This is a genomic window from Marinomonas posidonica IVIA-Po-181, assembly GCF_000214215.1.
Lineage (GTDB): Bacteria > Pseudomonadota > Gammaproteobacteria > Pseudomonadales > Marinomonadaceae > Marinomonas > Marinomonas posidonica.
Window position 1 is genome coordinate 1,555,843 of record NC_015559.1, and the last position, 18,381, is coordinate 1,574,223.

Annotated in this window: 17 protein-coding genes and 1 other RNA gene; 17 read left to right on the top strand and 1 reads right to left on the bottom strand. The window is 45.5% G+C overall.

Annotation, left to right across the window (positions count from 1 at the left end; genetic code table 11):
- Positions 1-52 precede the first annotated feature (52 nt).
- An RNA gene (gene rnpB / locus MAR181_RS18180) (RNase P RNA component class A) lies at positions 53-400 on the top strand.
- On the opposite strand, the gene MAR181_RS07305 is transcribed toward rnpB, so the two are convergent.
- Positions 397-738, bottom strand: coding sequence for a hypothetical protein (locus tag MAR181_RS07305; RefSeq protein ID WP_171810312.1), 342 nt, complete (start codon positions 736-738; stop codon positions 397-399). The two genes, rnpB and MAR181_RS07305, sit on opposite strands and share 4 nt — an antisense overlap.
- On the opposite strand from MAR181_RS07305, the gene mraZ reads away from it, so the two are divergent.
- The 16 genes from mraZ to lpxC all read left to right on the top strand — a co-directional run bounded on the left by mraZ (position 718) and on the right by lpxC (position 18,355).
- Positions 718-1,173, top strand: a complete 456-nt coding sequence (gene mraZ / locus MAR181_RS07310; protein ID WP_013795965.1) for a division/cell wall cluster transcriptional repressor MraZ — start codon at positions 718-720, stop codon at positions 1,171-1,173. The two genes, MAR181_RS07305 and mraZ, sit on opposite strands and share 21 nt — an antisense overlap.
- Complete coding sequence (rsmH, locus tag MAR181_RS07315) at positions 1,170-2,108, top strand: 16S rRNA (cytosine(1402)-N(4))-methyltransferase RsmH (RefSeq protein WP_013795966.1); 939 nt, start codon at positions 1,170-1,172, stop codon at positions 2,106-2,108. Before mraZ ends, rsmH begins: the two co-directional genes overlap by 4 nt.
- Positions 2,101-2,379: a cell division protein FtsL gene (gene ftsL, locus MAR181_RS07320; RefSeq protein WP_013795967.1), complete on the top strand. Its 279-nt coding sequence runs from the start codon at positions 2,101-2,103 to the stop codon at positions 2,377-2,379. Before rsmH ends, ftsL begins: the two co-directional genes overlap by 8 nt.
- On the top strand, positions 2,376-4,139 hold the full coding sequence (locus MAR181_RS07325; protein ID WP_013795968.1) for a peptidoglycan D,D-transpeptidase FtsI family protein: 1,764 nt from the start codon (positions 2,376-2,378) through the stop codon (positions 4,137-4,139). The genes ftsL and MAR181_RS07325 overlap by 4 nt, the downstream gene beginning before the upstream one ends.
- A gap of 4 nt (positions 4,140-4,143) precedes the next feature.
- Positions 4,144-5,610, top strand: coding sequence for a UDP-N-acetylmuramoyl-L-alanyl-D-glutamate--2,6-diaminopimelate ligase (locus MAR181_RS07330; protein ID WP_013795969.1), 1,467 nt, complete (start codon positions 4,144-4,146; stop codon positions 5,608-5,610).
- Complete coding sequence (locus MAR181_RS07335; protein ID WP_013795970.1) at positions 5,600-6,946, top strand: UDP-N-acetylmuramoyl-tripeptide--D-alanyl-D-alanine ligase; 1,347 nt, start codon at positions 5,600-5,602, stop codon at positions 6,944-6,946. Before MAR181_RS07330 ends, MAR181_RS07335 begins: the two co-directional genes overlap by 11 nt.
- 14 nt (positions 6,947-6,960) lie before the next feature.
- Entirely contained in the window at positions 6,961-8,043 is a 1,083-nt protein-coding gene (gene mraY, locus MAR181_RS07340; protein WP_013795971.1) for a phospho-N-acetylmuramoyl-pentapeptide-transferase, read from the top strand.
- 10 nt (positions 8,044-8,053) lie between these two features.
- Positions 8,054-9,400: a UDP-N-acetylmuramoyl-L-alanine--D-glutamate ligase gene (murD, locus tag MAR181_RS07345; RefSeq protein WP_013795972.1), complete on the top strand. Its 1,347-nt coding sequence runs from the start codon at positions 8,054-8,056 to the stop codon at positions 9,398-9,400.
- The gene (ftsW, locus tag MAR181_RS07350; RefSeq protein ID WP_013795973.1) at positions 9,397-10,584 is read left to right on the top strand and encodes a putative lipid II flippase FtsW; all 1,188 of its coding nucleotides are present in this window, start codon (positions 9,397-9,399) and stop codon (positions 10,582-10,584) included. Before murD ends, ftsW begins: the two co-directional genes overlap by 4 nt.
- Complete coding sequence (gene murG / locus MAR181_RS07355) at positions 10,581-11,654, top strand: undecaprenyldiphospho-muramoylpentapeptide beta-N-acetylglucosaminyltransferase (protein WP_013795974.1); 1,074 nt, start codon at positions 10,581-10,583, stop codon at positions 11,652-11,654. The genes ftsW and murG overlap by 4 nt, the downstream gene beginning before the upstream one ends.
- Complete coding sequence (gene murC / locus MAR181_RS07360) at positions 11,651-13,072, top strand: UDP-N-acetylmuramate--L-alanine ligase (protein WP_013795975.1); 1,422 nt, start codon at positions 11,651-11,653, stop codon at positions 13,070-13,072. The genes murG and murC overlap by 4 nt, the downstream gene beginning before the upstream one ends.
- A gap of 1 nt (position 13,073) precedes the next feature.
- Positions 13,074-14,021, top strand: a complete 948-nt coding sequence (locus tag MAR181_RS07365) for a D-alanine--D-alanine ligase (RefSeq protein WP_013795976.1) — start codon at positions 13,074-13,076, stop codon at positions 14,019-14,021.
- Positions 14,022-14,711: a cell division protein FtsQ/DivIB gene (locus MAR181_RS07370; protein ID WP_245546224.1), complete on the top strand. Its 690-nt coding sequence runs from the start codon at positions 14,022-14,024 to the stop codon at positions 14,709-14,711.
- 73 nt (positions 14,712-14,784) lie between these two features.
- Positions 14,785-16,059 (top strand): cell division protein FtsA, encoded by a 1,275-nt coding sequence (ftsA, locus tag MAR181_RS07375; RefSeq protein WP_013795978.1) that lies wholly within the window; start codon positions 14,785-14,787, stop codon positions 16,057-16,059.
- Positions 16,060-16,100: 41 nt separating this feature from the next.
- Positions 16,101-17,333, top strand: a complete 1,233-nt coding sequence (gene ftsZ, locus MAR181_RS07380) for a cell division protein FtsZ (protein ID WP_013795979.1) — start codon at positions 16,101-16,103, stop codon at positions 17,331-17,333.
- A gap of 104 nt (positions 17,334-17,437) precedes the next feature.
- Complete coding sequence (gene lpxC, locus MAR181_RS07385) at positions 17,438-18,355, top strand: UDP-3-O-acyl-N-acetylglucosamine deacetylase (protein WP_013795980.1); 918 nt, start codon at positions 17,438-17,440, stop codon at positions 18,353-18,355.
- Positions 18,356-18,381: the final 26 nt, after the last annotated feature.

The following is an 18,381-nucleotide window of genomic DNA, read 5'->3' on the forward strand; positions in this document are numbered from 1 at the left end:
TTTCGATAAAATGCCTTGTTATTCTTTGATGGGGTAAGTAATATGCCCGTCGCAAGTTGGCCAGACAGTCGCCGCTCATTTTATGAGGGGAGGAAAGTCCGGGCTTCGCAGGGTAAAGTGCCAGGTAACGCCTGGGGGGCGTGAGCCTACGGAAAGTGCAGCAGAAAATATACCGCCTAAGCAGTTTACTGCCGGTAAGGTTGAAATGGTGCGGTAAGAGCGCACCGCGCGACTGGCAACAGTTCGTGGCATGGTAAACCCCACTTGAAGCAAGACCAAATAGGAACTCTTTGGCGTGACCCGCGCTGAGTTCGGGTAGGTTGCTAAAGACGTGCAGTGATGTACGTATTAGATGAATGACTGTCCACGACAGAACCCGGCTTATCGGCCAACTTGCTATTCTTCTCTTTTCGTTCTGTTTTTTTCAATTCCTGTTTTAGAAGCATCCCTGTGAGAGATCCTTGTTTCCCACTTTTTGCCTTTTTTTGTTTTTTTTGAAGGGGAATTTGGGAGGTCTTCCCATTTTTCTACTTTGTTGTTGTTTTTGAAGTCTTTTTTATCTCCATAAAGGCATTTTTCTCCCACTTTCTTTATCGCTTGGGGGTTTTGTTGTGTCTGTGTTTCAGCATTTTTGCATTTTTTAACCAATATTTTTTTACTATTTGGGTTGAATGGTGTTAAATTGTGGGAGAAAGTGTCGATAAGTGGGATATATTTGTGTTTAGAGGGATTCATCAAGTTAGTGTGGATGCAAAGGGGCGTATGTCGCTTCCTGCTCGCCTGCGCGATGAACTTAGCCAATATGAGGAAGAGGGTGTGGTCGTTACCATAGACCCTGTGTCCCGTTGTTTGTTGTTGTATCCCTTGTCTGAATGGGAAGTGATTCAACAAAAATTGGATAAATTGCCCACATTTCAACCACAAGCTCGACGCTTACAACGTTTGTTAGTAGGGCATGCAACCGATTTAGAGGTGGATAAGGCTGGGCGTATTTTGCTGCCAGCGCCGCTACGAGAGTTTGCTCGATTAGATAAAAAGCTGACCATTCTTGGGCAAGGCAAAAAACTCGAAATTTGGAGCCAAGAAGAGTGGGAAGCGCAAAGAGAAGATTATTTGTCCCAAGATGCGCTTGAGGACTTACAGACAGAAACCATGATGGATATTTCTTTATGACGAATGCCGAACACGAACACATCAGTGTGATGCTAAATGAATCCGTCGACATGTTGGTGACCAATGACAAGGGTGACTATGTAGATGGTACTTTTGGTCGAGGTGGTCACACGCGTTTGGTGCTTAGCCGACTTAAAGACGGTCGTATGTTGGGGTTCGATAAAGATCCAGTGGCCATTGAGTTTGGGCGTGAGTTAGCTGCCGAAGATGCGCGATTTAATATTGTTCAAGACAGTTTTGCCAATATGGCTGAGCGTATTCCACAAGTGTTTGGTGATGCCAAAGTTGATGGTGTCATGATGGACTTAGGCGTTTCTTCTCCTCAGTTGGACGATGCTGAACGTGGTTTTAGCTTTATGAACGACGGTCCTCTGGATATGCGTATGAACCCAAATGAAGGGTTGAGTGCCGCTGAGTGGATAGCCCGTGTTGATGAAAAAGATCTTGCTGATGTGATGTATCAATACGGGGAAGAGCGTTTTTCTCGTCGTATTGCGAAAGCGATTTGTGAATACCGTTCGCATACGCCAATTGTCACGACATTGCAGTTGGCAAAAATTGTTGCTGAAGCTAATCCTGCTTGGGAAAAGGGTAAGAACCCTGCCACTCGAGCATTTCAAGGGATCCGCATTCACATTAATAATGAATTAGGGGATTTAGAGAAAGGCTTGGAAGCGGCGGTGGATGCGCTGAAAATTGGCGGTCGCTTGGTGGTGATCAGCTTTCATTCACTCGAAGATCGCATTGTTAAGCGTTTTATGAAATTGAAAGCAAAAGGACCGGAATTGCCTCGTCATTTACCAATTCGGAATGCGCACTTAGACATTAAATTTAAAACGATTGGTAAGGCGATTAAACCCTCAAAAAACGAAGTGGGTGACAACGTGCGTTCGCGCAGTGCGGTGTTGAGAGTACTGGAGAGGGTGAGTGATTAAGACCCGGTTCACACCGTGGATTTACTTATCCGGTGTGCTAACTCTGACTTTGGTCTCTATGGCCGTTGTTGTACAGGTTTATGAGTTTCGGCAAGATTTTTCGTATCTGCAGAAGCTTAAGCAAGAAGAAGTCGATTTTGAAGTGAAGTGGGGGCAGTTGCTTTTGGAGCAAAGCGCTTTAACTCAGCCCAGTCGATTGGAGCAGACGGCCATTAAGAATTTAAAAATGCACGCACCATCTCAAGATGAATTAATAATAGTGAAACCATGAAGACAGTAGATAGCTCTCAACATATAGGAAAGTGGCGCTTACGTTTTGTGTATGGCGTCGCTTTTGTATTGTTTATGGTTGCCGCCGGGCGGTTATTTTATTTAACCGTCGTTGATAAGGCTTTTTTGCAGAACCAGGGCGAAATTCGAGCAGTAAGGACAGAATCCATACCGGCAACCCGTGGGATGATTTTAGATCGTCGGGGTGAGCCTTTGGCAGTCAGTACACCTACTTGGACTATTATTGCAAACCCTAAAGCCTTGTGGAAAATGCCCAGTGATCCCACCATTGGCGTAGGGCCTGAGCAAGAGATTAAGCGTTTGGCCGAAGTGATGGGGGTGGGCCGAGCTTGGTTGCAAGAAAAATTTGAAGCCAACAAAACTCGCTCTTATATGTATTTGCGTCGTCAGATTCCACCGCAAGAAGCAGATGCCATTATGGCTGCAAAAGTGGTAGGGGTGAGTAAAACCAAGGAGTACAAGCGTTTTTACCCAGCTGGTGAAGTGGCTTCTCATGTGGTTGGTTTTACTAATATTGATGATAAAGGCCAAGAAGGTATTGAGCTGGCCTACGATCGTGCATTGCAAGGGCAGCCGGGTCAGCGTAGTTATGTTAAAGATTTGTCGGGCAATATTATTCGCGGCATTGGCGCGGAAAAAAATGAGCGCCCAGGTGAAAATATTGAGCTTAGTATCGACCTTAGATTGCAGTATTTAGCCTATCGGGAGCTTAAAGCAGCGGTAAATGAACATAGAGCTACTTCGGCTTCGGCGGTGATTTTAGATGTCAAAACGGGTGAAATCTTAGCGATGGTGAATCAGCCATCTTATAACCCAAATGACAGAGCGAAATTAGAGTACGAAGACCTACGAAATAGAGCGGTTATTGATTTGTTTGAGCCGGGCTCAACAATGAAACCCTTTACAATATCGGCGGCGTTGATGTCGGGTCAGTACTCTACTGAAACAACCATCAATACGTCCCCCGGTTATTTGCGTTTTGGGCGTTTCACCATTCGAGATGCGGCTAATTATGGTGTGATTGATTTCGAAAAGCTGTTGATTAAGTCGAGTAATGTTGGGGCGTCTAAGATTGCCTTGTCCTTACCGCAAGATGCGGTTTGGAATATGGATTATGAGTTAGGAATTGGTTCTCCGGTTGGGATTGGCTTTCCTGGAGAAGCGTCCGGTGTTTTACCTTCTCATCCAAAGTGGCATCCCTCAGAAATTGCGACCTTGTCTTATGGTTATGGCCTATCTGTGTCGACATTGCAATTAGCGCAGGCGTACATGGCCTTGGCGAATGGTGGTTACCGAGTGCCCATTACCATTTTTAAGCAGGATGTACCGGCAGACGGTAAACAAGTGATTCCTCATCAAATCGCAAAAGATGTGGTGAAAATGATGGAAGCCGTGGTTCAGCGTGGTTCGGGTCGTGCCGCTCAGATTCCAGGCTATCGTGTGGCTGGAAAGACGGGCACGGTACATAAGGTTGGTTCGAAAGGGTACGAGTACGATCAGTACATTGCTTTATTTGCAGGGGTAGCCCCTGCCTCCGACCCTAGATTGGCGATGGTGGTGATGGTGAATGATCCAAAAGGTCGAGAATATTATGGTGGTGAAGTCGCCGCGCCGGTATTTTCGCGAGTTATGGAAGGCGCTTTAACGACCCTAAATATTTATCCAGATTTGCCAGAGGGGTTAAGGGAGGTAAGATTGAAGACGAAGAAACTTCCTTATCAAGTAGCGCAAGGAGGCTAGCAATATGCCAGTTATATCCCATCAAGAATTACTAAATTTGGCGGGCTATTCTGAAAAGAATAGCCCGCGTTCTGCTTTATATACCCACTTAGAAATAGACAGTCGAAAACTGGATGCGAATGGGGTTTTCTTTGCGCTTGCTGGTGTCGGTTCCAACGGTTGGGATTACTTAGATGATGTGGTTGCCCTAGGTTGTCAAATTGCCGTCGTACCGACTGGAGTTGAGCTTGAACGTTATGACATAGAGCTTATTGCCGTCGATGATCCGGCCGCTTTATTAGTGATGTGTTTGCATCAATATTTTGGCCGCATGCCAAGCAAGATGATGGCAGTCACTGGGACCAATGGTAAATCGTCTATTTGTTTTTATGCGGCACAACTTGCCGAGATGATGGGGTATAAGAGCGGCCTGGTGGGTACCTTTGGGATAGGGCCACTGGAGCAGTTGCAAACGGCGGATCAGACGACCCCAGATATTTTGACCATGCATCAAACCTTGATGTCCTTAACTCAGCAGGGTATTGACTATGTGGCTTTCGAGGCTTCTTCTCATGCTTTGGATCAAGGGCGAATTCATGGGGTGCCTTTTCAGACGGCGGTTTTCTCTAATTTGACCCGTGATCATTTGGATTATCATGGGGACATGGCGTCTTACGCGGCTGCGAAGCAAAAGTTGTTTGCCTTTCCCAGTGTGCAAGAGGCCGTGTATTGCTTGGATGATGAGTATGTTGGTTTTATGACTCAACCTGCGATAAATGCCCATTGTATCTATTACAGTGAAGCCAATTCACAAGCCGATTTTTATACCAAGCAATTGACGTTGGAGCCCACTGGATGCCGTTTTGTCTTGTGTCATCCAGAAGGTGAGACGGATGTATTTTTACCTTTGCTAGGTCGTTTTAATGTACAAAATGCTTTAGCGGCTTTGGCTTGTTTGTGGTCAGCAGCAAAGAATAAGGCCGCGCTCATAGCCTGTTTGTCTGAGTTGAAAGGTGCTCCAGGTCGAATGGATAAAGTCGAGGTATTAGCCGCGCCCCTTGTTGTGGTGGATTTTGCCCATACCTCAGACGCATTAGAGAGTGCTTTAAACGCGATTAGAGAGCATATTAATGGGCGCTTAATTTGTGTCTTTGGTTGTGGTGGTGATCGAGATCGAGGTAAGCGACCTCTAATGATGTCAGCGGCATTGGATAATGCGGATTCAGTATGGCTTACATCAGACAATCCAAGAACCGAATCAGTTGAGCAAATCTTTTCAGATGTGTTGGCGAAAACTGACAGTCAAGCCTGTTACCATCTGCAGGCCGATCGACGCTTGGCGATACATGAGGCGATCATGTCTGCGAACCCTGACGATGTTATTTTAGTGGCGGGTAAAGGTCATGAAGCCTATCAGGATATTGATGGTGTTAAGTATCATTTTGATGATAAAGAAGAAGCTTATAAGGTGTTAGAGCATTATGTTAGTTAGTTTGTCTCTTAAAGATATTGCCTTTGCTTGTGATGGTGAGTTGGTGGGAGACAACCAGTTAATCCGTGAGGTGGTGACGGATACTCGGCGAATCGTGCCGGGTTGTCTATTCGTGGCTTTACGTGGCGAGCGTTTTGACGGTCATGATTTTGCTGATCAGGCCATGTCCGCTGGTGCCGTTTGTGTATTGAGTGAGATTAAATTAGAAGGTGTTTGTCATGTGAAAGTGGCGAACACGTTAGAGGCATATGGTCGCGTGGCCAATTTGGTACGCCAAGCGTTTGCTGGTCCAGTGATATGCATTACCGGAAGTAATGGTAAAACCACTGTAAAAGATTGGTTAGCTCAATCACTTGCAGGCCAAAATGTGTTAAAAACACGCGCGAATTTGAATAATCAAATTGGTTTGCCGCAGACATTGTTAGAATTGCAGCCATATCATCAAGTGGCTGTCATAGAAGCGGGTACAAATTATCCAGGTGAAATTGCTAATCTGGCTCGTATTGCGGTGCCGGATGTGGTCATTTTGACTAATGCCAGTGGCAGTCATTTTGAAGGCTTAGGATCGCTGGAAGGTATCGCCAAAGAGAAAGGTTGTTTGATTTCTGGAGCGGCGGAGCAGGCAACAGTGATTTTAAACTCGGATGATGGTTTTTTTGATTATTGGTGTGGTTTAGCAGGTCAAAGAAAAGTGTATTCTTTTGGTTTTACCGAGCAAGCGGATTTGTATGCAAAGCACATTGAGTTAGGTGCGGATAGCAGTCGTGCCATATTGTGTTATCAGGGCGAATCTTTGTCGGCTTTGATTGCGAGCCCAGGTCGTCACCAAATTGCCAATGGTATGGCGATGGTGTTGGCCTTGTTGTCGGTTGGGTTTTCTTTTGCTGCTGCTGTTGCCACGTTGGCTCAGCCTATCCAAGTGGCTGGACGAATGGAGCGTTTGAAAACAAAAAAAGGGGCTCTGCTGATCAATGATTGTTACAATGCCAACCCAACGTCTGTTAAGGCGGCAATCGACGTCTTAACGATGCAGTCTGCTCAATCTACTTGGTTGGTATTGGGCGGTTTAGGGGAGCTTGGCGAGCGCCAAAATGAATTTCATGCAGAACTAGGAGAGTATGCAAAAGCCAAAGGAATTACTAACTTGGTCTGTTTAGGGTCTTTAGCAGCCATCGCTGGAGAGGCATTTAAGCAACAAGGTGGGAGCGTATATTTTTGTGAGAATCATGAAGAAGCGGCTGTTGTAGTACAAGAGCTAAATGAAAACCATGCTATTTTAGTGAAGGGTTCACGCTCAGCTAAGATGGAAAAAATTATAGAAAGATTAAAAGATTAGGATGTTCTTGAACGATGTTACTTCTTCTAACGACCTATTTAAGTAAGTACCACACATTTTTTACTGTATTTAATTACCTGTCATTACGCGCCATTTTAGGTGTGTTAACGGCATTGGTTATTTCCTTGCTAATTGGCAATAAAGTCATTGCCATGTTACAGCGCCTGCAAATTGGTCAGGCGATTCGTGATGACGGCCCACAAACCCATTTATCAAAAGCGGGCACCCCTACTATGGGTGGTGCGCTGATCATTTTTTCCATTTCGGTCAGCACGATCCTGTGGGGTGATTTAAGCAACCATTATCTTTGGTTGGTGGTCTTGGTGATGTTAAGTTTCGGTGCTATTGGTTGGGTGGACGATTATCGTAAAGTGGTTGAAAAAAACCCTAGAGGCTTGCCAGCAAAGTGGAAATATTTTTGGCAAAGTTTTTTTGGTTTAGCGGCGGCGATATTTTTGTATCTTACGGCGACAACGCCTACTGAGACGTCATTGATTGTGCCTTTGTTCAAAGACGTCGTGATACCGTTGGGGATTTTCTTTGTGGTGCTAACGTATTTTGTCATTGTTGGTACTAGTAATGCGGTTAACCTGACAGACGGGCTTGATGGGCTGGCTATTTTACCGACCGTTTTGGTCGGTGGCGCGTTGGGTATTTTTGCTTATTTGACTGGTAACAGCCAATTTTCCGAATACTTATTGATTCCCTATGTTCAAGGAACTGGGGAGTTGCTGGTGTTTTGTGCTGCTTTAGCCGGTGCGGGATTAGGCTTTTTATGGTTCAACACCTATCCTGCGCAAATTTTCATGGGGGATGTGGGCTCGCTTGCGCTTGGTGCGGCTTTAGGTGTGATTGCGGTCATTGTTCGACAGGAACTGGTGTTGTTTATCATGGGTGGTGTGTTTGTTATGGAGACCGTGTCTGTCATCTTGCAAGTTGCCTCCTATAAATTGACCAAGCGTCGTATTTTTAGAATGGCACCAATTCATCATCATTTTGAGTTGAAGGGGTGGGCTGAACCAAAAGTGATTGTGCGTTTCTGGATCATTACTGTGTGTTTGGTATTGGTTGGTTTGGCTACGCTGAAAGTACGTTAGGAGAGTTGTCATGTCGTTGATCGGGTCAGATCGGGTTAGAGCCGTTGTCGGCTTGGGAGCGACAGGCTTGTCTTGCGCGCGCTTTTTGGCGAGTAAAGGCTTGGACTTTTATGTGGTTGATTCAAGAGAGCAGCCACCAGGCTTAGAAGATGTAAAAGCGTTTTGTCCGCCAGAGCGGATTTTTACCGGTGAGCTTGAGGTGTTGGAAACCTTAGGGGTCACCGAATTGTTTGTTAGTCCGGGCATCGCCCTTAAGACCCCTGTTTTACAACGTTTAGCTGAGCAGGGCGTGTCGATGCGTGGCGATATCGATTTGTTTTGCGATTACGCCAACGCACCTTTCATTGCGATCACAGGTTCTAATGCGAAAAGTACAGTCACCAGTTTGTTGGCTTTACTGTTGCAAGCTGTAGGGCATAAAGCCATTGCTGGCGGTAACTTGGGGTTGCCAGCATTGGATCTATTGGCACCAGATGTAGATTTCTACGTATTGGAATTGTCGAGCTTTCAGCTTGAAACCACTCATGCCTTGCAAGCGGATGTCGCTTGTTTATTGAATGTGTCAGAAGATCATATGGATCGTTATGACGATTTATATTCTTATCAACGTGCTAAGCAGAGAGTCTATCGTGGTTGTAAAGCGGCTGTCTGTAATAAGCAAGACATTCTTACCGCACCATTACTCGCAGAAGGTGTACCAGTTCGAGCCTTTACCACTAAAAGCCCTGATCTTAAAGAATTTGGTTTGTTGCCGGATGATTCTGGTGCATGGCTGTGTCGTGGTGTTGAGCGTTTGTATCATACGTCACAAATTGCCTTAAAAGGTTCGCATAATCATGCCAATGTCTTGGCTTGCTTGGCCATGCTGGAATTGCTCAAAGTGGATGTGACATCGCCAAAAATTGCAGCGGTACTAGCAGAGTTTGGAGGCCTGGCTCATCGATGTGAGACAGTACGAGAGCATCAAGGGGTTACTTATATTAATGATTCTAAAGGTACGAATGTAGGGGCAACCTTGGCGGCTTTGCAGGGGTTGGGAACACATCAGAGGAATATTTTGCTGTTAGCGGGTGGTGATGGTAAAGGGGCTGAGTTCAAAGATCTTACCAAGCCTATGCTAACCTATGTTCGCCACCTTTACTTGTTTGGTAAAGATGCACAACGTATTGCTGATATTGTGCCTGAAGGCGTTGAATTATCTCGCTGTGACACGCTTGATGAAATGGTTGCGGCGTCCTCTCAGATTGCTCAGCCTGATGACATTGTCTTGTTTTCACCCGCATGTTCGAGTTTGGATATGTATAAGAACTTTGAACAGCGTGGTCAACATTTTGTTGATTTGGTTAATCAGCTATGACTTGGTTAGCCCTGTTTGATCGAGTGTCTTGGCGCGAATTCATTCGTGTGGATGCATGGTTTTTAGCGTCTGTAGTGGCCATATTGGCGCTGGGTTTGGTGATGGTGTCAAGTGCCTCTATTTCCATTTCTGAAAGCATTCATGGTCATCCATATTTCTTCATGTTAAGGCAATCACTCTACCTTTTGCTTGGATTGACGTTCGGAGCGGTGATGTTGTCATTACCCACAGCGCAATTGCAAAAATGGGGCATCCTGATGATGGGGTTGTCTTTGATTTTATTGATTCTGGTATTGGTGCCGGGCATAGGTAAGAGTGTTAACGGGAGTCGTCGCTGGATCAATCTAGTGGTCTTTAACTTGCAGGCTTCGGAAGTCGCTAAAGTCTGTATGGTGGTGTACGTCTCTGGTTATTTAGTGCGTCGTGCTGATCGAGTTCGCGAGGGCTGGGTTGGTTTTGTCTTGCCTCTTTGCCTTTGTAGTATTTTTTTGCTGTTTTTGCTTTTTGAACCCGATTTTGGTGCTTCTGTAGTCTTGCTGGGAACTGTCATGGTGTTGCTGTTTCTTGGTGGTGCGCCCCTTTATCAATTCTTGCTCTTATTAGTCGCGGCAGTTTCTATGCTTGGTGTCGTGGCAATATCAGAGAGTTACCGTTTAAAACGACTGATGAATTTCATTGATCCTTGGGCTGACCCCTTTAATGAGGGCTATCAATTAAGTCAGGCATTAATCGCTTATGGACGCGGTGAGTGGTTCGGTCTCGGGTTAGGAAACAGTGTGCAGAAATTGTCCTATTTGCCTGAAGCCCACACGGATTTTGTGTTTTCAATTTGGGTTGAAGAGACTGGGATGGTTGGTGGTTTATTGTTGATTCTGTTGTTTGGTCTGATGGTGAGTCGTGCGTTTAAGATTGGTTATCGTGCTATGTCACTTGATCGACCTTTTGCCGCCTATACGTGCTTTGGTTTTGCCATTCTTATTTTGGCGCAGGTGATTATCAATATTGGGGTGAATACGGGCTTTTTACCAACCAAGGGGTTGACCTTGCCGCTGATTAGTTTTGGTGGCAGTAGTTTAATTATTACGCTGGCCAGTTTGTTTGTTGTGGCCCGTGTGGATGTGGAAAATCGTCGTGCTCAATTATCAGATTCGAGTGCCAATATGGATAAAGAGAGTGAGCGATGAGTAATGTAAAAAAAGTCGTCATCATGGCTGGCGGTACAGGTGGTCATATTTATCCTGCATTGGCGTGTGCGCATGACTTTAGGGAAAAGGGCATTGAAGTACATTGGTTGGGATCGAAGGGGGGGATGGAAGAATCCATTGTGCCGCAACACGATATCCCACTACATACTCTGTCTATTAAAGGTGTGCGTGGTAAAGGCGTGTTGGGTCTTGTCGCTGCGCCGTTTCGTATTATTCATGCCATAGGTCAGGCGATTGCCGTTTTGCAATCTCTAAAGCCAGACGTGGTATTGGGCATGGGCGGATTTGTTGCTGGGCCTGGTGGTGTTGCAGCGAAATTGCTTGGTATCCCGTTGGCGATTCATGAGCAAAACGCGGTGTCTGGGACGACAAATAAACTGTTGGGCAAAGTGGCTGGTTTAAAAATGCAGGCGTTTTCGGGAGCTTTGCCTAACGCGTTAACGTTAGGTAACCCAATTCGCCGTGATATTTTGCAACAAGTAGTGCGCTCATCTCGTTTGGAAACAGCAAGGCCATTAAGATTGTTGGTGGTTGGTGGGAGCTTAGGGGCGAAGGCGATTAATGACGTTGTTCCCAAGGTGCTTGCAGAATGGCCTTTTTCTCAGCGACTGGATGTTTGGCATCAAACCGGAAAGCGTAACCATCAGGAAGTTCAGGCTTCGTATGGCATTCTAAAGGTTGAGGCACGAGTAGATGCTTATTTAGAGAATATGAATCAAGCGTATTATTGGGCCGATGTGGTATTGTGCCGCGCTGGTGCAATGACGGTCAGTGAGTTGGCGGTAGCCGGTTTACCTTCGATTTTAGTGCCTTATCCTTTTGCCATTGATGATCATCAAACAGAAAATGCTCGTCATCTTGAGAAAGTGGGTGGCGCATATTTGCTGCCACAGCCTGAGCTCAGCAGTGAGAAAGTCATTTCTATGCTGGCGGGTTTGTTAGAAAGTGAAGAAACATTGTTGAAAATGGGAGGGCAAGCGAAGTTGGTTGCTCATCCGAGTGCAACACAAGATGTGGTTGCGCATTGCTTAAGGTTAGTTAAATCATGATAGAAAACAAAGCTCAATACGATATTCCGACCATGCGTCGAATCCAGAATATTCACTTTATTGGTATTGGTGGAGTGGGGATGTGTGGCATTGCAGAGGTGCTGCATAACCAAGGGTATCAGGTATCTGGTTCTGATCTTAAAGCGTCTTCTACGACGGATCGTTTAGCAGAGTTAGGGATTAAGATATACATAGGGCATTTGGAAGAAAACGTTCATGATGCTCATGTGATTGTCGTATCCACTGCGATTAATGAAGAAAATCCAGAAATTATTTGGGGTAAAGAGCACCGTATTCCAATTGTGCGACGTGCCGAAATGCTCGCAGAGCTGATGCGCTATCGTCATGGTATTGCGGTGGCCGGTACGCATGGTAAGACCACCACAACCAGTTTGATGGCATCAGTGTTGGCGGCGACAGGTGAGACGCCAACCTTTGTAATTGGTGGTCGGTTGACTAGCGCTGGTACGAACGCACAGCTTGGTAGTAGTTCTTATTTGGTGGCTGAAGCGGATGAAAGTGATGCGTCTTTTTTACATTTGCAGCCTCAAACGGTCATTGTTACCAATATTGATGAAGACCACATGGATACCTATCAAGGTGACTTTGAAAAAGTGAAGCACACTTTTGTTGAGTTTGTTCATAACCTGCCTTTCTATGGTTTGGCGGTGATGTGTGTGGATGATGCGAATGTACGAGAGATTTTGCCCGCGCTGAGTCGCCCAGTATTAACCTATGGTATTGAGCAAGAAGCAGACTTTTATGCGACGGATATCAAGCAGACTGGTCGCTATTGTGAATTTATGGCGCATCGTCCTGAGGGTGAACCGTTGAAAATACGCTTGCCTATGCCGGGGCGGCATAATGTCTTGAATGCACTTTCTACGATTGCTGTGGCGACGGATCTTGGTGTTGATGCGGCAGCCATTCAAGCAGGTTTGATGGGGTTTGAAGGGGTTGGTCGACGCTTTCAGGAGCAGCAACCTTTGGCGCTTAGTAACGGTTCAGAGGTTATGTTCGTTGATGATTATGGTCATCATCCAAGCGAGGTATTGGCGACCATTAAAGCCATTCGCGAAGGCTGGCCAGAGAAGCGTCTGGTGATGGTGTATCAACCACACAGATTTTCTCGAACTCGTGATTTGTATGAAGATTTTGTTCGCGTGTTATCGCAAGTGGATGTGTTGTTGTTGTTGGACGTTTATGCGGCGGGGGAGCAGCCTATAAATGGTGCTGATAGTCGCTCTTTATGTGGCAGTATTCGCCAGCGTGGCACAGTCGATCCAATTCATGTGGGTGGTGAATCCGACTTGCGGTCTATTTTAAGTAATGTGTTGCGAGAGGGCGACTTGCTCATTACCCAAGGTGCTGGTGATATCGGTGCTGTGTCGAAAAAATTGTCTGTGGATGGGATTTGATATGTTGAAGTCGTTGCAAGATTCAGTGATTGCTGTGATTTATGGTGGTCGATCCGCAGAGCGTGAAGTGTCGCTTGAGAGTGGCACTATGATATCTAAGGCATTGCGTTCTAAAGGTTATCAAGTCGTTGATGTGGATTTGTATGGTGTTGAGCAAGCGGCAGATCCTATTGCTCAATTACAATCCATTGAATTTGATCTGGCTTTTATTGCTTTGCATGGTGGTGAAGGAGAGGATGGCCGAGTTCAAGCATTGTTGGAAATGATGGGTAAGCCCTACACCGGCAGTTCTCCATTAGCCTGTGGTTTTGCTATGGACAAAGTCCTTACCAAGCGATTCTGGCGAGGTTTAGGTATTCCGACACCGGCTTATTTGTCCTTTTCTGGAGAGGCGAGCGTTACTGAAATAGAGCAGGCGATGTCCTATCCATTGATTGTGAAGCCTTCTCGCGAAGGGTCTACTATCGGTATTAATAAGGTTGCCAATCAAGCAGAGTTAGAGGCGGCTTTGCAGCAGGCTTTAGAATACGATTCGGATGTGTTGGTTGAGGAGTTTGTTAATGGGCCGGAATTTACTATCACCATTATAGATGACGAAGCTTATCCGCCTATTGGTTTGCAGCCTTCAGAAGACCACAAGCTTTATGACTATGAGGCGAAATATCTGGCAGATGATACGCAATATCTTTTGCCTTGTGGTTTGAATGATGTAGATGAAGCTGAGTTAAAACGTTTGTCACTAGAAGCTTACCGGTCATTGGGTTGTCATGGTTGGGGGCGTGTTGATGTGATGCGAGATCAGCAAGGTCAGTTTTGGGTGTTAGAAGTAAACACCGCACCTGGTATGACGTCTCATAGCCTTGTGCCGATGGCAGCAGCACATGTTGGATTGGATTATGCGGCCTTGGTGGAAAAAATCGCACTGCAGGCTTGGTCTCAAGTAAGGTAAATGACATTTATGAGGCTGGCAGCGCTCATTGGAGCGATACTTTTGATCGTAGTGGCAAGTTTTCAAGGCGAAGATTCCCCTGATGCTTGGTTTGCGATTGAAAAAATTGAGATCAAAGGGGATTTTCAAAATACTTCACAAGTTGGCTTGCAAAAAGAATTTGCACCCTTGTTGGGGAGAAGTTTACTTGGTCTGTCGGTGAGCGAGGCATTGGCTGTGGTTCTGTCATCGCCATGGGTAGAAAGCGCAGAGGTTCGTAAAGTTTGGCCAAATACCTTGCAGGTGGTTGTTCATGAGTATATCCCGCTTGCATACTGGCGTGATGGGCAAATCATTTCCGCTTCTGCTGCTGTGATTTCTCCTAGTGTGTTGCCGGATTTGCCGCTGCCGATTCTTTATGGACCTGTGGATTCAAGTGATGTTGTGCTAGAGCAATTCGGCTTAATTAGCCAGGTGTTGGCATCGACGTCATTGCGGATTGCGAAACTCACTTTGGAACCTAGGGGGGCTTGGCAGATTGTTTTTAGCAACGGCCTAGCCGTTAAGCTGGGTCGAGATGAAATTTTAGAGCGATTGCAGCGCTTTATAGCCGTGTATAAAAGCGATTTATCAGGTAGAATAGAACAAATAACTTCAGTCGACGCCCGTTATCCTCATGGGGTTGCCGTGGGCTGGAAGAAAAAAAATTGATTTTGGCCCGTTTGTTGCTTTTTTAAACAATAAATGGGCCGAGTTACAACGTACATAATGCCGGGAAGGTGAAATGATAGTCGGTCTAGATGTAGGCACATCGAAAGTTATCTGTTTAGTTGGTGAAGTGCTGGCTGATGGTAGTTTAGAAATTGTCGGTATTGGCTCTCATAGTGCTAAAGGAATGAAGCGTGGCGTTGTTATTAATATAGAGTCAACGGTTCAGTCCATTCAGCGAGCGGTTGAAGAAGCGGAGCTGATGGCTGGTTGTAATATACATTCGGTTTACGTCAGTGTGGCAGGCAGCCACATCCGAAGTCTTAATTCTCACGGCATTGTTGCCGTGAAGAATGGAGAGGTTCAAACGGAAGATATTGAACGTGTGATAGATGCGGCTCAAGCCGTGCCTATTTCATCCGACCAACGAGTGCTGCATATTCTGCCTCAGGAATATCATATTGACTCGCAAGAGGGGATTAAAGATCCGCTTGGTATGTCAGGTGTTAGATTAGAGGCCAATGTTCATTTGATTACTGGTGCGGTTAACGCAGTAATGAATGTTGAAAAATGCATTAAGCGATGTGGTTTGGGCGTAGATGGTGTCATCTTATCTCAGTTGGCGTCCAGTGATTCGTCATTGAGTGAAGATGAAAAAGATTTAGGTGTTTGCCTGATTGATATCGGTGCCGGTACTTCAGACATTGCAGTTTGGATCGATGGTGCCCTGCATCATACCGCTGTGGTGCCTGTGGCAGGAGATCAAGTGACCAATGATATTTCAATGGCCTTGAGAACTCCGACACAGCATGCTGAAGAGATTAAGGTGAAATACGCTTGTGCTATGTCTTCTATGGCGTCTACCGATCAAGTGTTGCAGGTGCCCAGTGTTGGGGATCGTCAGCCAAGATCAATAACACGTCATGCTTTAACAGAAGTGGTAGAAGCAAGGTATGAAGAAATTTACAATTTAATTCTGGATGAATTAAGACGCAGTGGTTATGCCGAGCGCATCCCTGCAGGTATTGTTATTACTGGTGGTACGTCGCTCATGGAAGGTGCAGCAGACTTGGCGGAGAAGGTTTTTCAGATGCCAGTACGGTTGTCTGTACCAGATTGTACTAAAGGAATGTCAGATATTGTCGATAACCCGATATATTCAACCAGCGTTGGATTGTTGGCTTATGGTAGTAAAGAGGCTGATGTAGCCGAAATCGCTAAAGGGATGATGTCTAAGACGCAAACTAAACGTGAAGCATCAATTTTGGCTCCGAAGAATGAAATCAAGTCATCTTTCAGTGCAACGAAAGCTTGGCAGAAGTTGAAGCATTGGTTTCAAAGTTACATCTAACCAAAATTGATAGCGAATTTTTTTGAGGAGCGAGTAAGCCCATGAATGTCTTTGATATGGCCGAAGATAGTTTGACCGACAATGCAGTGATTAAAGTTGTTGGTGTAGGCGGTGGTGGCGGTAATGCTGTTCGTCACATGCTTGAAAATCAATTGGAAGGTGTTGAGTTTATTTGTGCTAACACTGACTCTAAAGCCCTAGTCGGGTTTGATACAGGAATTTCATTGCAGCTTGGCTCAACCATTACTAAAGGTTTGGGTGCAGGGGCAAATCCAGAAGTAGGGCGTGACTCTGCTTTGGAAGATCAAGAGCGAATTACTCAGTTACTGACTGGCGCGGATATGGTGTTTATTACCGCTGGTATGGGAGGCGGTACAGGTACTGGTGCAGCCCCGGTTATTGCTAAAGTTGCGCGTGAGTTAGGCATCCTAACAGTCGCTGTTGTGACTAAGCCGTTTCCATTCGAAGGCCGCCGTCGAGCAAGAGTAGCTGAAGAAGGTGTTAAAGAATTGCGAGAAAATGTCGATTCATTAATTACAGTGCCGAACGAACGTTTGTTGCCCGTATTAGGAAAGAACATTTCTCTGCTAAAAGCGTTTGGCGAAGCCAACAATGTTTTGTTTAACGCCGTGCAAGGTATTACAGACCTCATTATGCGTCCTGGTCTTATCAACGTCGACTTTGCTGACGTAAGAACTGTGATGTCAGAAATGGGTATGGCGATGATGGGGACAGGTTCAGCTTTAGGTGAAGATCGAGCGAGAGTTGCGGCTGAGGCGGCAATACACAATCCATTATTGGAAGACATCAACTTAAAAGGTGCGCGTGGCGTGCTGGTAAACATTACGGCAAACGAAGAAGTCGGTTTGTCAGAGTTTACCGAGGTGGGTGGCATCATTGAAGAATATGCATCGGAAGATGCAACTGTTGTAATTGGCTGTGCGATTGACCCGAGTGTGGGTGATGAGATGCGAGTTACAGTAGTGGCTACTGGTTTAGAGGGTCGAAAGGCAGTTGAAATGAAGTCTGCTGTTGGCGAATCTGTTGTCTCTCAACCAGTTATGACTAAGGCTGAGCCGGTTATTGAGAAAGAAGTGGTAACACCTCAAGAAACGGTTCAACCAGTGTCAACGCCTTCACCAAGTGTGAAGGTGGAAACGGTAGAGAAAAGCCTAGATGAGTCTAATGAGTCTTCGGATTCAAATTCGAATTCAGGTAGCGATAAATTATCGTATTTGGACATTCCTGCATTTTTGCGTCGTCAAGCTGACTAGTTTAAGTAAAAATGATGCAAAATCAAAATGTTGGATTGTATAAAAAATGAGTTATTGATATATTTGTAAACAAATGTATCCAGTCATAAAAATGTAGGAATAGAATGGTACGCCAACACACACTTAAGAACATTATTCGAGCAACTGGCGTTGGTCTGCACTCTGGCGAGAAAGTGTATTTGACACTGAAACCTGCCCCTGTAAATACCGGCATCGTATTTGTTCGTACGGATCTAGACCCAGTTGTCGAGATTCATGGGGATGCACGCCTGGTGGGCTCAACAAACTTTGCAACTGCTTTGTCGCAGAATGGTGTAGAGGTTAGTACTGTTGAGCATTTGCTTTCTGCTATGGCTGGTCTAGGGGTTGATAATGCTTATGTTGAGGTAAGCGCTAGCGAGATTCCATTAATGGATGGTAGTGCGAGCCCTTTCGTTTTCTTGTTGCAGTCAGCAGGATTGGAAGCGCAAAATGCGCCGAAGAAATTTATTCGCGTTAAAAAACCAATTCGCATCGAAGATGGCGATAAGTATGCTTCTCTTGAGCCGCATACAGGTTTTAGATTGTCATTCAAGATTGATTTTGAGCACCCAGCTATTGGTGAAGATGTTCAAACGACGACACTCGATTTCTCGACCACTACCTTTGTTAAAGAGATCAGTCGTGCACGCACATTTGGTTTTATGAAAGACATCGAATACTTCAAAACGAATAATCTTGCGCGTGGTGCGAACATGGAAAATGCCATCGTACTAGACGACTATCGTGTATTGAATGAAGAAGGTTTGCGTTACCGTGATGAGCTTGTTCGTCACAAGATTTTGGATGCAATTGGTGATCTTTATCTTCTAGGTCATAGCTTGATTGGTGAGTATAAAGCTTACAAGTCAGGTCATGGTCTGAACAATAAGCTTTTATTGGCGCTTCTTGAGCAGCCAGAGGCTTGGGAATACGTTGTATTCGAAGATGAAGCACAAGAAAATCCTGTGTCATACGTTGAGCCCGCTTTCGTTGGTGCTTAATTAAGCGATCAACTAGGTAATGTAAA

Bases quoted from the DNA above. Each gene is read 5' to 3' on its own strand.
- ftsW (WP_013795973.1), top strand. From the start codon at position 9,397: ATGACTTGGTTAGCCCTGTTTGATCGAGTGTCTTGGCGCGAATTCATT.
- MAR181_RS07365 (WP_013795976.1), top strand. From the start codon at position 13,074: ATGTTGAAGTCGTTGCAAGATTCAGTGATTGCTGTGATTTATGGTGGT.
- lpxC (WP_013795980.1), top strand. From the start codon at position 17,438: ATGGTACGCCAACACACACTTAAGAACATTATTCGAGCAACTGGCGTT.
- MAR181_RS07330 (WP_013795969.1), top strand. From the start codon at position 4,144: ATGCCAGTTATATCCCATCAAGAATTACTAAATTTGGCGGGCTATTCT.
- ftsA (WP_013795978.1), top strand. From the start codon at position 14,785: ATGATAGTCGGTCTAGATGTAGGCACATCGAAAGTTATCTGTTTAGTT.
- MAR181_RS07325 (WP_013795968.1), top strand. From the start codon at position 2,376: ATGAAGACAGTAGATAGCTCTCAACATATAGGAAAGTGGCGCTTACGT.
- murC (WP_013795975.1), top strand. From the start codon at position 11,651: ATGATAGAAAACAAAGCTCAATACGATATTCCGACCATGCGTCGAATC.
- MAR181_RS07370 (WP_245546224.1), top strand. From the start codon at position 14,022: ATGACATTTATGAGGCTGGCAGCGCTCATTGGAGCGATACTTTTGATC.
- murG (WP_013795974.1), top strand. From the start codon at position 10,581: ATGAGTAATGTAAAAAAAGTCGTCATCATGGCTGGCGGTACAGGTGGT.
- ftsZ (WP_013795979.1), top strand. From the start codon at position 16,101: ATGAATGTCTTTGATATGGCCGAAGATAGTTTGACCGACAATGCAGTG.
- murD (WP_013795972.1), top strand. From the start codon at position 8,054: ATGTCGTTGATCGGGTCAGATCGGGTTAGAGCCGTTGTCGGCTTGGGA.
- rsmH (WP_013795966.1), top strand. From the start codon at position 1,170: ATGACGAATGCCGAACACGAACACATCAGTGTGATGCTAAATGAATCC.
- MAR181_RS07335 (WP_013795970.1), top strand. From the start codon at position 5,600: ATGTTAGTTAGTTTGTCTCTTAAAGATATTGCCTTTGCTTGTGATGGT.
- mraY (WP_013795971.1), top strand. From the start codon at position 6,961: ATGTTACTTCTTCTAACGACCTATTTAAGTAAGTACCACACATTTTTT.